Origin of the sequence: Paenibacillus durus (assembly GCF_000756615.1) — a bacterium.
Classification (GTDB): Bacteria; Bacillota; Bacilli; order Paenibacillales; family Paenibacillaceae; genus Paenibacillus_AQ; species Paenibacillus_AQ durus.
Genome location: NZ_CP009288.1, coordinates 2,969,396 through 2,982,718 on the forward strand (window position 1 = coordinate 2,969,396; position 13,323 = coordinate 2,982,718).

The 13,323-nt window shown below is 51.6% G+C and carries 13 protein-coding genes; 11 read left to right on the forward strand and 2 right to left on the reverse strand.

Features of this window, described 5'->3' with window-relative positions; all coding sequences use genetic code 11:
• Positions 1 to 2 precede the first annotated feature (2 nt).
• The 4 genes from PDUR_RS12730 (at position 3) to PDUR_RS12745 (ending at position 3,226) form a co-directional block, all read left to right on the forward strand.
• Positions 3 to 782 carry a DODA-type extradiol aromatic ring-opening family dioxygenase gene (locus PDUR_RS12730; RefSeq protein ID WP_042206600.1) on the forward strand — a complete coding sequence of 260 codons (780 nt, stop codon included), beginning with the start codon at positions 3 to 5 and terminating at the stop codon, positions 780 to 782.
• Positions 783 to 948: 166 nt separating this feature from the next.
• A complete protein-coding gene (locus tag PDUR_RS12735; RefSeq protein ID WP_052410205.1) occupies positions 949 to 1,290 on the forward strand; it encodes a YrdB family protein in 342 nt (113 codons plus the stop codon).
• 64 nt (positions 1,291 to 1,354) lie between these two features.
• Positions 1,355 to 1,798, forward strand: coding sequence for a MarR family winged helix-turn-helix transcriptional regulator (locus PDUR_RS12740; RefSeq protein ID WP_042206601.1), 444 nt, complete (start codon positions 1,355 to 1,357; stop codon positions 1,796 to 1,798).
• Between the two features lie 54 nt (positions 1,799 to 1,852).
• The gene (locus PDUR_RS12745; protein WP_042206602.1) at positions 1,853 to 3,226 is read left to right on the forward strand and encodes an MATE family efflux transporter; all 1,374 of its coding nucleotides are present in this window, start codon (positions 1,853 to 1,855) and stop codon (positions 3,224 to 3,226) included.
• Positions 3,227 to 3,352: 126 nt separating this feature from the next.
• Here the strand turns inward: PDUR_RS12745 and yiaY are convergent, their stop codons facing one another.
• Positions 3,353 to 4,507 (reverse strand): L-threonine dehydrogenase, encoded by a 1,155-nt coding sequence (gene yiaY / locus PDUR_RS12750; RefSeq protein WP_042206603.1) that lies wholly within the window; start codon positions 4,505 to 4,507, stop codon positions 3,353 to 3,355.
• Positions 4,508 to 4,635: 128 nt separating this feature from the next.
• Between yiaY and PDUR_RS12755 the strand changes: the two genes are divergently transcribed.
• Positions 4,636 to 5,508 carry a helix-turn-helix transcriptional regulator gene (locus tag PDUR_RS12755; RefSeq protein WP_042206604.1) on the forward strand — a complete coding sequence of 291 codons (873 nt, stop codon included), beginning with the start codon at positions 4,636 to 4,638 and terminating at the stop codon, positions 5,506 to 5,508.
• A 26-nt stretch (positions 5,509 to 5,534) separates the two neighbouring features.
• Here PDUR_RS12755 and PDUR_RS12760 read toward each other — a convergent pair whose 3' ends face one another.
• Positions 5,535 to 6,089, reverse strand: a complete 555-nt coding sequence (locus tag PDUR_RS12760; RefSeq protein ID WP_042206605.1) for a YfiT family bacillithiol transferase — start codon at positions 6,087 to 6,089, stop codon at positions 5,535 to 5,537.
• A gap of 398 nt (positions 6,090 to 6,487) precedes the next feature.
• Between PDUR_RS12760 and cysK the strand changes: the two genes are divergently transcribed.
• The 6 genes from cysK (at position 6,488) to PDUR_RS12790 (ending at position 13,311) form a co-directional block, all read left to right on the forward strand.
• The gene (gene cysK, locus PDUR_RS12765; RefSeq protein ID WP_042206606.1) at positions 6,488 to 7,444 is read left to right on the forward strand and encodes a cysteine synthase A; all 957 of its coding nucleotides are present in this window, start codon (positions 6,488 to 6,490) and stop codon (positions 7,442 to 7,444) included.
• Positions 7,441 to 8,781, forward strand: coding sequence for a nitrogenase component 1 (locus tag PDUR_RS12770; RefSeq protein WP_042206607.1), 1,341 nt, complete (start codon positions 7,441 to 7,443; stop codon positions 8,779 to 8,781). The genes cysK and PDUR_RS12770 overlap by 4 nt, the downstream gene beginning before the upstream one ends.
• 45 nt (positions 8,782 to 8,826) lie before the next feature.
• Positions 8,827 to 10,365, forward strand: coding sequence for a nitrogenase component 1 (locus PDUR_RS12775; RefSeq protein ID WP_042206608.1), 1,539 nt, complete (start codon positions 8,827 to 8,829; stop codon positions 10,363 to 10,365).
• Between the two features lie 18 nt (positions 10,366 to 10,383).
• A complete protein-coding gene (locus tag PDUR_RS12780) occupies positions 10,384 to 11,259 on the forward strand; it encodes an ABC transporter ATP-binding protein (protein WP_052410206.1) in 876 nt (291 codons plus the stop codon).
• Between the two features lie 78 nt (positions 11,260 to 11,337).
• Complete coding sequence (nifH, locus tag PDUR_RS12785) at positions 11,338 to 12,216, forward strand: nitrogenase iron protein (RefSeq protein WP_042206609.1); 879 nt, start codon at positions 11,338 to 11,340, stop codon at positions 12,214 to 12,216.
• Between the two features lie 240 nt (positions 12,217 to 12,456).
• Positions 12,457 to 13,311, forward strand: coding sequence for an ABC transporter permease (locus PDUR_RS12790; RefSeq protein ID WP_081949502.1), 855 nt, complete (start codon positions 12,457 to 12,459; stop codon positions 13,309 to 13,311).
• Positions 13,312 to 13,323: the final 12 nt, after the last annotated feature.

The window sequence follows — 13,323 nt, forward strand, 5'->3', positions numbered from 1 at the left end:
ATATGATGCCGTCTTACTTTTTTGCACATGGAGCGCCGTCGCTTGTGATAGAAGACCATGAATATACCTCTTTCCTGAAAAATATTGCCGCCACGCTTCCGCGCAAGCCGAAGGCCATTGTCATCTTTTCCGCCCACTGGGAGCATAACGTCCAGCAGGTCAGTGCGGTTAACACGCATGGTACAATCTATGATTTCTCCGGATTTCCCGAGGAAATGTACCGGATGACGTACCCGGCTTCCGGGGACGCTTCGCTTAGCGAACAGGTATTGTCACTGCTGAACGAGGCGGGGATTCCAGCCGTGCCGGACACAAGCCGGGGGCTCGATCACGGCTCCTGGGCGGTGCTCAAGCTGATCTATCCGGATGCGGACATTCCCGTCGTGGCGCTGTCGGTGAACCGGTATCTGGACAATGCGAAGCAGTACGAAATTGGTAAAGCGCTGGCGAAGCTGCGGGAGCAGGACGTTCTCATCATCGGCAGCGGCGGAATCGTCCACAATCTGCGGCAGATCAAGTGGGGCGCCGGAGCCGAATCCGTAGATCCATGGGCGCTGGAATTCGATACCTGGATAGAGAAGCGTCTGGAAGACTGGAGTTTGGAAGAATTATTCCGTTACCGGGAGCTTGCGCCATACGCCGAAAGGGCCGTTCCGACAAACGAGCATTTCATTCCGCTGCTGCTGGCGATGGGAAGCGGGGATGCGGTCCGGCAAGCGGAGCTTCTTCACCGAAGCTACCAATGGGGGAGCCTCAGCCTGACGGCGTGGCGGTTCAACTAAGAAGAGAACGAAAATAAAGGCCGTTTCGCCCTCCGCCGACTGAGCCATTAACCTGAAAAATAGACTTGAAAAACTAATGTCATTAGTTTATATTAAAACTAACTGCATTAGTTTTTGTTTTTTATACGAAATTGCATTATTCAGTGGACAGGAGAGGAATGACATCATGATTGAAATGCTGCAGATGCTTAACCTTGGGATTCGTTTTTTACTGGAACTGGTGGTCTTGATCATTTACGGGTTCTGGGGTTACCGGATCGGGTGGGGTGTATGGAGTCAGAGGGCGCTTTCCATTGGTCTACTGCTGGCTGCGGCTGTTCTCTGGGGATTGCTGGGCTCTCCCAAGGCAACTTATGCTCTGCCGGTCCCGCTGCATTCATTGCTGGAACTCCTGATGTTCGGTCTGCCGGTTATTCTGCTGCTGCGAATGAGTCACCCTGCACTTGCAGTGTTGTACGGAGCCGTGGCCCTCGCCAATAAGCTGCTAATGATATTCTGGAACCAGTGAAGGTTGACAGCGGAAATTCGGCATGCTACATTTAGTTAGAATTCTAATCAAAGAAGGGAACAAAATGGCACAAGAGGATGATCACAATTTCGAACATTTGATCCGCTCCATCGGCATCCGGTTAAAAAGAAGAGCGGACCAGCGGCTGGCCGAGTACGGGCTAAATTCCCAACAGGGCAGAATGATCTCTTATATCTCCGCTAATGAAGAGAAGGGCATCATTCAAAAGGATTTGGAGCAGGTATTCCAGCGCAGGGGCGCGAGTATCACCAGCATGCTGCAGGGTTTGGAGAAAAAAGGATTTGTCGAACGCCGCGTAAGTCCGGATGACGAGCGTCAAAAACGGCTGTTCGTGCTGCCCCAAGGGAAAGAGTTAATCCGGGAGTTCGACAGGCTGTTTGCGGAATCCGAAGAGCTCATCAAGGGTGGTCTAAACCCGGGAGAGCAAGAGAATCTGTATAATCTGCTGCGGAAAGTGGACGCTTATTTAAGCGCGCAGCAGCTGTAAGTTATTTTTTTCTCAATATACTTAGAATTCTAATTAAAAATGGAGGCTGAAATTATGAATGAACATTTAGAAGAACGGCAAGGCAATCTTTATTATTTGGAGCAGGCGCCGATTACCAAAGCCGTCGTCCATTTGTCGGTGCCTATGATGCTCGGTATGTCCGTCGGCGTCATCCAATCCATCACGAACGCTTTTTTTATCGGCAAGCTTCACAATACGTCCATGCTGTCCGCGGTAACGCTCGGGCTTCCGATCTTTACGATATTAATGGCGCTTGGGAATATGTACGGGGTTGGATGCGGGACTTATATTTCGAGACTGCTAGGCGAAAAAAGAAACGACGAAGCGAAATCCGCCGCTTCCTTTGCGTTATACGGCAGCTTGATTACGGGGGCAATCGTCATTCTGCTGGCACTGCTGTTCATTCACCCGATCGTTCAACTGCTCGGCGCCGATGCCGACACTATCGGCTATACCCGGAAATATGCGGTGGCGCTGCTGGCGGGCAGTCCGCTGATCATCGCGAACTTCGCATTAGAGCAGGTAGTTAGGGCGGAGGGCGCTGCTGCGGTCTCAATGAAAGGGATGCTGATCTCTACAGCGGCCAATTTGCTGCTCGATCCTCTGCTGATCCTGTACTTCGATCTGAACATTATCGGCGCCGCCGTATCCATGGCTCTGGCGAACGGGGTGTCCATCCTGTATTATGTCTGGTATTTGCAGCGGAAGAGCGAAGTGCTGACGTTATCCATCCGAAGCTTCAAAGTGACGAAAGCGATCGTCTCGAATACGTTTAAAATCGGTATATCCGAGCTGCTGCTGTCTGTGTTCCTTATCTTAACCACGCTGCTGCTGAACAACTTCTCGGTTCTTTACGGAGACCGCGTAGTTGCCGGGTTTGGCGTTGCTCTGCGCATTGTTCAGCTCCCGGAGTTTTTATGCATGGGGCTGTTTATGGGAATTATCCCTTTGTTGGCATACACCTATGCTGCAAAGGATATGGTCAGATTTAAACAAGCGATCGGGACGACGGGTCTTTGCATCGGCCTCTTGATCATTGTTTTTTCCGGAATCGTATTTGCGTTCAGGACTCATGTCCTTCAGTGGTTCAGTACCGACGAGGGAGTAATCGGCACAGGAACCAAGATTTTGACGGCCATGCTGGTATCCTCCCTGTTTACGGGCTTTACCGGTCTATTCACCAGCATATTTCAGGCGGCGGGTCAGGCCAGGCAGGCGGCTGTCATGTCCGTGACGCAGGGGCTCATCTTTATACCGGTAATTATCATAGCTCATCGATTCTTCGGTTTGAACGGCATCATCTGGTCGCTGACCGTGACAGAGGCTGCGACATGCGGAATAGGATTCGCGATGTTTGCTTTGCTGAACAAGAGTCTGAAGAAACAACCGGTAATAGAAGTAATGTAAAAAAGGAGACAGCACAGCTGCTCCAACCAAGATATCGAAAAAAACCCATCCCCCCATTTGCGGAGGATGGGTTCGTCCATATATGGTAGAGAGGAGGACGAGCGGGTTTAAGTACTGCTTACATCGTTACATGGCGTGCTCAAAAATCTCCATGATTTCATCTTGCGAGCCTTGGACCGGATTGGTGACGCCGCAAGCATCTTTCAGCGCATTCGCCGCCAGGATAGGGAAGTCTTCCCGCTTCACGCCCAGCGCCGACAGTCCGGACGGGATGCCGACACGCTCCGCCATCACCTCAATGGCATCTAGCGCAAGCGCCGCGCCTTTTTCCGCAGCGACGCCCTCGACATTTTGGCCGAGCGCCTGCGCCACATCCTTCAGCCGAGCTGCGGCTTTGGCTGAATTATACCGTTCTACATGCGGCAGAAGAATGGCGTTACAGACCCCGTGCGGCAAATTGTAGAAGCCTCCGAGCTGATGCGCCATCGCGTGGACATAGCCAAGACCCGCGTTGTTAAACGCCATGCCGGCTAGGAATTCGGCATACGCCATCTGCTCGCGCGCTTCCTTGTCCGATCCATCGTCTACGGCCCGAACGAGATAATCCCGGATAAGATTAATCGCTTTTAGGGCGCAAGCATCGGTAATCGGCGTCGCATTGGTCGAGACATATGCTTCGATCGCATGTGTCAGCGCATCCATACCGGTAGCGGCGGTTAGGGACTTCGGCATTGCCATCATCAGATCGGGATCGTTGACCGCGATCAGCGGCGTCGTATGCTTGTCGACAATCGCCATCTTGATATGGCGTTCCTCGTCGGTGATGATACAGAACATCGTCATCTCACTGGCCGTTCCGGCCGTTGTATTAATGGCGATGAGCGGAGCGGCGGGCTGTGCGGACTTGTCCACGCCCTCGTAATCTCCGATTTCACCGCCGTTTCCGGCCAGCAGCGCGATTCCCTTGGCGCAGTCATGCGGCGAACCGCCTCCGAGTGAGACGACGCAGTCACACGCGGAATCTTTGTAGAGTTTCAGCCCCTCGCGAACATTCGTCACTGTGGGATTCGGCTGCGTTCCGCTGTATACAGCGGAGCCGATTCCATTTTGATTCAGCATATCCGTGACTTTAGCGGCAAGTCCGATGTCCACGAGCGGTTTGTCGGTAACGACAAGCGCTTTTTTATAACCAAGCTTATTGATTTCTACACCTGCGTCCGAGAGCGCTCCAGATCCCATCAGACTCATTCCCGGCATCATAAATTTCGCTTTACCTGACATTTCAGCACCTCGCTATTTGTTGGTTGGAAAATAATGTGATATCCTTGCTCTAATATTAAAATAAGGCTTCAAACGCCAAAAAACTAACCGTAACTGCGGTAAAATACACGAAACTTCTGGAGGATCGCATGGAAAAGCTTTTGAAGAACTTTAGCCGGTACGATGAACTGCATTACGGGTTTCAAACCGATCTGATCAGGATTTTATATTATGATCTGCCGGAGCATTACTACGAGCAGTATTCTTCTTATGAATGCTCCAAGCTGTGTACGATTTTGGACGGGGAGAAGGAAGTGCGGATTAATAAAACGGAGAGCTTTCAATATGGATCGGATGAAATGATTTTGCTTCCGCCGCACTCCTCGGTCGAAATGTCCATAGGGCGCCAGACGAAAGCGCTTGTGTTCGAGCTTGGTGATGAACTGATTGAGCGCCTGGAGCCGGTGGTGGGCGAAGAATTCGGGCTTGAGGAGAAAGCGACGGTCGGAGATGTCGTAAGGTGCGGATTGAGGAGCGATGAGATGGACCCCGTGGTGAAGGCCATCAGCCGGATGAAGACGTACATGGCTTACCCGGGAGACAGCAAAATTTTTCTTGTCGACCTTGCAGCGCAGGAGCTGGCTTATCATCTGCTGCGCATCCGGTCCTTCCGGCTGAGTCTGCATAACGACAGCAAACATCCCGTGTTCCGCGCCATCCGCGACATTCACTCGCAATTGTTAACGCTTGCATCTGTAAAAGAACTGGCAGGCAGCTATAATATGTCGCACACGCATTTTACCCATCTGTTCAAAAAGATAACGGGTCTCGCCCCGCGCGAATACATAACCCTAGAAAAAATGAAACTCGCTAGACAGCTGCTTCAGGAGAGCACGGTTACAGAGACGGCGATGCACCTGAATTACGACAACATTTCCCACTTCATCGCCTTGTTTAAAAGACAGTTCGGCATCACGCCGAAGCAGTACCAGCTCAGCCGCCAGCCTGAAAATGTGCTATAAGCGCACCTCTTCGGATGATCATAGAATTACCTGTTAGCGGATGAATTGTCTTCTTTAGTCCAGCCCATTCGTTCAATAAGCGACTCGATTTGAGCGATATGATGCCTTCCGTGCCATGCGTATCTTTGCATTGCCGTATTCAGTGTCATTTCACCATGAGTTGGACTTATGACAGTGCGTTGAAATTGCTGCGGCGTTAGTGAACGAAGCAGGACGACAAACCGCTCATGCAGCGAAGCAAGAAGGATTAACGAAGTTTCTATAGGCGCTTCTTGATAATCGCTTAGTTCCGCCCATAAGTCTTCCCGGTACGAACCGGCGACAGGAGCTTCTTCCGTTAAGGCCCTCTTAAAACGAATATACGCATTCATATCGTTATCGGCCAAATGATGTACAACCTGCCGGATATTCCAGCCGCCGGGCCGATAGGGTGTGAGCAGCTGCTCTGGTGTTAGATTCTGCACAAGCGATCGAAGCAGCTCCGGAATGCGAGCAATGTCCTCAATCCATTTTTCACGGTGCTCTGCGGCTGGATGTTCTTCCGGTATAAAATTGCCCAGGGGATAAGCCCATGAATCCATATTGACACCTCTTAAGTTCAGTTTGCCTAGTATTTCGCGATATTTCCGGGATTTCCTTTAGTTGAAACCAATATTGAAAAAATTTGAAAAAAGTTCATTGACAGAGCGGGCAATCTTCTCTATAATCCACATTATCCATTAATTCACATTGAAATAATATGAATTTAGCAATAAGCTGACCGGACCCCCGGAAGCTGAGCCTCCTATGACTTTGGAGCGCTTAGCTTCCTTTTTTTATCCGCTTGATTGTGATTGTTATCACATATATTGCTGTTTCATTTACACTCGTATGCCAACCAGTTCACTGGAGGCTTGAACTTGACCATAGATGGCGGGGGCAAGTCTCTTTTTTATAACCTGCAACTTTTGTTGTCCAAATTGAAATGGAGGAACAAGGAATGACAAGAATCGCTAGTAAACTGACGGATCTTATTGGCAACACTCCTCTGCTAGAGCTCAAGGCCTTCAGCGGGGAGAAAAATCTGGGTGCGTCGGTAATTGCAAAGCTGGAATACTTCAACCCGGCAGGAAGCGTAAAGGACCGGATTGGATATGCGATGATCAAGGATGCGGAGGAACAGGGCCTGATCGGACCTGGGACCGTTCTGATAGAGCCTACAAGCGGTAATACCGGAATCGCGCTTGCTTTTGTAGCTGCGGCTCGCGGATACCGGCTGATCCTGACGATGCCGGACACGATGAGTATAGAGCGACGCAATCTGCTGAAGGCGCTGGGCGCGGAGCTGGTACTGACTCCCGGCGCGGAGGGCATTAAGGGTTCTGTCCGCAAGGCGGAAGCGCTGGCGGCGGTTACCCCGAATTCGTTCATTCTGCAGCAGTTCAACAATTCGGCCAACCCTAAAATCCACCGTCAGACGACTGCCGAGGAAATCTGGCGGGATACAGACGGGAAAGTAGATATCTTCGTCAGCGGAGTCGGAACCGGGGGAACGATAACCGGAGTAGGAGAAGTCCTGAAAGAACGGAATCCGAATGTGCAGATTGTGGCTGTCGAGCCGTTTGACTCCCCGGTTCTCTCGGGCGGAAATCCGGGTCCGCATAAAATTCAGGGACTTGGCGCCGGATTCGTTCCGCTCATTCTGAACCGTGAAATCATCGACGAGGTGTACAAGGTACGGAACGAAGAAGCACTGGAAACGGCGCGGGAATTGGCGAGCACGGAAGGGCTGCTGGTTGGCATCTCCTCGGGCGCGGCCGTCTTTGCAGCCTCTCAGCTGGCTAAACGCAAAGAGAATAGAGGCAAAAATATTGTCGTGCTGCTGCCGGATACCGGCGAACGCTACTTATCGACCGTGTTGTTTCAGGAACCGGCGCAGACAGGAGGTTTATCATGAGCAAAGTAATTGAAAGACCGCGATATGTATGCGCCCTTGGCGGCGCGATCGGCACCATCCAGTCACTGCCCCGGGCGATTCCGATTCTTCATTCCTCTTCCGGGTGCGGCGGAAATCTGGCAGGAGCCTTAAGCGGAGCTTCGGGATATAACGGCGGCAATTATTGCGGCGGTCAGGCGCTCCCAAGCTCCAACGTATCCGAGCGGGACATCGTGTTCGGCGGCGAAGGCCGGCTGCAGGAGCAGATCGAGAACACGCTGAAGGTAATGGACGGGGATTTATATTTTGTAGTTACGGGCTGCATGGTTGAAATGATCGGCGACAATGTTCATGCGGTAACCAAACGCTTCAAGGGCGGGGACTTGCCGGTGCTGGCAGCGGAAACAGTCAGCTTCAAAGGAAATTCCTATTACGGTTATGAGCTGGTCCTTGAGACTTTATTCCGCGATTTTGTGGAAAAGACTACGGAAAAAGACGCCAAGACGGTCAATTTGTGGGGTGTTGTTCCGATGCAGGACGTGTTCTGGAAAGGCAATCTCGGTGTGCTGAAGAATCTGCTTAAGAAGCTGGGAATCGAGACCAATACTTTCTTCGGCCAAGGCGAGACTTTAGACAATCTGAAAAATGCCGCCAAGGCAAGCCTCAACATCGTTGTGTCGGACGCATACGGGATCGAAGCGGCCAAAGTATTCGAAGAGGTACACGGTGTTCCTTATCTGACAGTTCAATTGCCGGTTGGCGATCATGGCACCTCGCGTTTCCTCCGTACAGTGGGCAAGACTCTCGGCGTCGATGACATCAAAATCGAGAAATTGATCCAGGAAGAAAGAAAGGCGTATTACCCTTACCTGGAGCGTCTGGCCGATGTGTACAATGACCTCGATTTCCAGCGCTATGCTACCGTAGTCGGCGATCCCAATTACACACAGGCGTTGACGCGGTTTCTTGCCGACGATCTGGGCTGGCTGCCGGAGCTGGTTGTCATTACCGACATTTTGGCGGAGGAACAGAAGGAACGGGTTCTTGCTACGTTCGGCGAATACGAATCCGGGCTGCGTCCGGAAATTGTGTTCGATGAGGATGCTTCAAGTGTCGGCGGATACATCAACCGTCACTGGCCGCAGAACCAGGGGCAGAAATATTATAAAGGCTTTGCGCCCGGCGTTATTCTGGGAAGTGTTATGGAACGCGACACGGCGGAGCAATTCAAAGTGCCGCTTCTTTCGGTCACGTATCCAATCTCCAACCGTGTCGTGCTGAACCGGGCTTATGCCGGATATACGGGCGGACTTACGCTTGCCGAGGATGTGCTGAGCCTGGTTGTTGCCCACCGGTAAAAAGCGGATTTTTCTTAATCTTATACATTTAGGAGGTTTGCGAAAGTGGATTATATCAAACATAAAGTACCGCCGGTGCGTGAAGATCGCCTGATGGCTTGCCAAGCCTATGGAGGAACCTGTGGTGATCTGTCGAGAGATTCCAAGAAAGGCTGCCTTTATGCCAGCAAACGCACCTTCTCCCAGACCCAAGGCTGCCAGCTTAACCTAAGTCTCGGCATGATCAGCTCGATGCGCGACGCGGTTATGGTCATTCACAGTCCGATAGGCTGCGGCGGCAATCTGATCCAGAATGCCGGGATTAATAAAGTATTTCAGAAGCTGCGTCAGGAATCGGCGGTTGGCCTGCGCTGGATTAACACGAATCTCAGCGAAGTGGATGTAATCAGCGGAGGCGAAGCGAAGCTGCGGCAGGCCGTGCTAAAAGCCGAGCGGGAATTCCGTCCAAGCGCTATTCTTGTATTTAACAGCTGTGTGCCGGCCCTGATCGGCGATGATATTGACGGTATCCTGGATGATCTGCAGAAGCAGGTATCGGCCAAAATCGTCCCCATTCACTGCGAAGGGTTCAAGACCAAAATTCAGGCAACTGCCTATGATTCCGTCTACCACGGTCTGATCCGCAATCTCGTCGGTGAAGACAATGATTCGCAGCCGGCTGTCGTTCGCACTCCGGAGGAGGAAGCCGAACACCAGGCTGTAATCAGCAAAACGGTTAATCTGCTCAATGTCGGTTCGATGAGCCGCATTGATGAGGAGGAACTGGTGCGGCTGCTGAAGGCGCTTGATCTCAACGTACGGATTCTACCTTCTTATTCGCATCCCGATGATTTTGTCTATGCTCATGAAGCGGCTCTCAATGTAAGCATCTGCGCAACGCATGATGATTATTTCGTGGAGCATTTCCAGCAAATGTACGGTATTCCTTATGTAATGCGGACGATTCCAATCGGTATCGCCAATACAAATAAATGGCTGCGCGATATCGCTTCCTTCTTCGGCATCGAAGAACAGGCCGAGAAACTGATTGCCGCAGAGACGGCGGAGCTTAAGCAAGCGATTGAACCGTTTAAAGCTGAATTAAAAGGGAAAACGGCGTTTCTTACCGGCGGTGAGGTTCGGATATTGACCACAGCGGAGCTGCTGCATAATCTCGGATTTGAGATCCTGGGCCTCCGGGGCTATCATTTCGACAAATACGGCGAGATTCTCCTGGATGAATATTTGGAAGATGTTCCGAATTCGGAAAAAGCGATCTTTAATATCGGTTCGGGCCAAGTGTTCGAGCAGGCCAATCTGCTCAGCAAGATCACTCCTGACTTATTCGTCGGTCATATCGGCGTTAACGGCTCCGCAGCCAAGCAGGGATATCCGATCTTCCCGCTGTTTGGGCAAAGTGACGATTACCTTGGATACAAGGGCGTGTTTGAAGTAGCTGCACGGGTCAGCCGCATTTTGAAAAATCCGGCTTTCAATAAAAATCTTGGAAGCCATACGAGACTGCCTTACCGGGATAGCTGGTATGAGCAGGACCCGTTCACGTATATTGACGATTCGGCTAGTGTAGCCGCCCGCATTGGATAACAGAGAGGAGAATGGGAAATGGCCGCAAATGAAGCGAAAATAAAGGTGAGCGGGGTCACCCGCAGATATTCGATCCGGCTGAATAAAGATGAAGAGAAGAAGCAGTTTACCGCATTGCAGGACGTGGATTTGGAAGTAAGACCCGGTGAGTTCCTGACCATCGTGGGACCCAGCGGCTGCGGAAAATCAACGCTGCTGGATCTAATAGCCGGGCTTGCCACACCGACGGAAGGCGAACTGTATATTGATGGCAAAAGAATTACCGGCCCCGCACTGGACCGGGGAATCGTTATGCAGGGCTACGCCTTATTTCCTTGGCGCACGGTTCGCCGCAATGTGGAGTTTGGTCTTGAAATCAAGAAGGTTCCGAAAAAAGACCGGAAAGCCATCAGCGACCGGTTTCTGGAGCTTGTCGGGTTAAGCAGTTATGCGGACCGTTACCCGTATGAACTGTCGGGCGGGATGAAACAGCGGGTAGCCATTGCCCGGGCCCTGGCCTATGATCCTGAAGTTCTGCTTATGGACGAGCCGTTTGCGGCAGTGGATGCCCAGACCCGCGAGACGCTTCAGGATGAGCTGCTGCGGATCTGGGAACAGACCGGAAAGACGATTATTTTTGTCACCCACAGCATCGATGAAGCTGTCGCTCTTGCCGATCGTGTTGTGGTGATGTCGCCGAATCCCGGCAGGGTTCGCGAAATTGTTCCCGTTTCTCTGCCTCGTCCAAGAAGTGTAGGAGATGTGCAATCGACCGCCGATTTCAGCTGGATCCGGCACCGGGTATGGGAGCTGCTGCAGGGAGAGACGGCCACAGCCAAACCGCCGGCCAAGCCAGCCGTGGCCCAAGCGCCGCTTGAGCTTGCCGAGCAGCTCTCCTCATCGGCGGCACTATAATCCGGCAAGGGGATAACAGTAAGGCGTTATCCCATTCCAATGTTCAAAATGCGTATAACAAAGAAGGAGTGCTACTTCATGGCTAAAAAAATAAAACAAATCGCAATCTACGGCAAAGGGGGAATAGGAAAGTCAACGACAACCTCCAACATTAGTGCGGCACTGTCGGTGGCTGGCTATAAGGTAATGCAGTTCGGCTGCGATCCGAAGAGTGATTCGACCAACACGCTGCGCGGCGGCGAATATATTCCCACTGTGCTAGATACGTTAAGGGATAAGCAGATTGTAAGAGCGCATGACGTTATTTTTGAAGGGTTTAATGGAATTTACTGCGTGGAAGCGGGCGGTCCGGCTCCGGGTGTCGGCTGCGCGGGCAGAGGGATCATTACCTCCGTCTCTCTGCTGAAGCAGCAGAAAGTATTTGAAGAGCTTGATCTGGACTATGTCATTTATGATGTCCTTGGGGACGTAGTCTGCGGGGGATTTGCCGTTCCTGTACGGGAAGGCATTGCCGAGCATGTGTTTACGGTTACCTCCGCCGATTTTATGGCACTATATGCGGCTAACAACCTTTTTAAAGGGATTCATAAATACTCTACCGAGGGCGGCGCCTTGCTTGGCGGGGTTATTGCCAATTCGATCAACGCTCCTTATGCCAAGGAGATCGTTGATGATTTCGTGGCCCGTACGCACACGCAGGTGATGGAGTATGTTCCGCGTTCGGTATCCGTGACGCAGGCTGAGCTGCAAGGGAAGACGACCATTGAAGCGGACCCTAACTCCAAACAGGCACAGATCTATAAATCGCTGGCCCAGAAAATCGTAGACCATACCGAGTCCAAAGTTCCGGTTCCTCTGGAAACGAGCGAACTGCGAGAATGGGCTTCCAATTGGGGCAAACAGCTGGTGGAATTGGAAACCGGCGTGTTATCTCCAGCGGCGGCGGGGAATTTGTAATCTATCATTTGTAATTTATCATTTGTAATCTATCAATGGAATAATCGATATACTCTAAACCGACTTTTTAGGAAGAGGTTAAAATGACGCTTACCCGGCGCCGTTTTAACCTCTTTGTCTTTCAGGTGCAAATGCAGCAAGCTTCGTACTGCAACCCACTTTTCCAAAAGAGGTTAAGCAGCCGTTCCCCAACCGGCGAGCTTAACCTTTTTAATTTTTATAAAAGGGAGTGAATGTTAAATGCCAGAGATCGACGATGGAACCAGGCTCCTGTCTTATCAGGGGGACCGGATTCATCATAAGTCTGTCCGCAAAAAGACCGCCGCCCTCACCATCCTAAAGGGTGCCGCCGAGAAATCCGTCATCATGCTGCTGATTATCTCGGCTTGGGAGGCGCTCCCGCGTCTTGGACTTGTTGATCCGTTCCTGCTGCCGCCGTTCAGCGAAGCCGTCAAAAGCCTGCTGCGCCTGTTCCAGTCGGGTGAGATGTTCCGGCATATCACTATAAGCCTTGGACGCTCGGGACTCGCATTTCTCGCTGCCGTTGTCTTCTCCATCCCGGTCGGCACCTTCATGGGCTGGAACAAACGGATCGAGCAAATCATTGATCCGCTGCTTCAGGTATGCCGTAACACGTCGACTCTGGCTTTGTATCCTGTATTCATTCTTTTTTTCGGTCTGGGTGAGACATCGAAGATCGCTATCATCCTGTGGGGGACCGTATGGCCGATTCTGCTGAACACCATAGCCGGCGTAAAGGAAGCGGACCCGCTGCTCATTAAATCGGCGAGATCAATGGGCATTACCCGAACCGGATTATTTCTCAGGGTCGTATTGCCGATGGCGCTGCCCTCCATTCTGACAGGACTCCGTCTCAGCGCCGCTACCTCAATTCTGATGCTGGTGGCCGCCGAAATGCTTGGCGCGGACCGAGGGCTTGGGTTCATGATTTTTTATTACCAGGAGAGATACGCTATTCCCGAAATGTTCGGTGGCATCATCTTTATTTCCGTCTTGGGCGTCCTGATCAACTATCTTTTGGTTCATCTCGAGGGCAGGCTGACCCGCTGGAAAGAGCGGACAGTCAAAGGTTAGCAAGACTAGAAC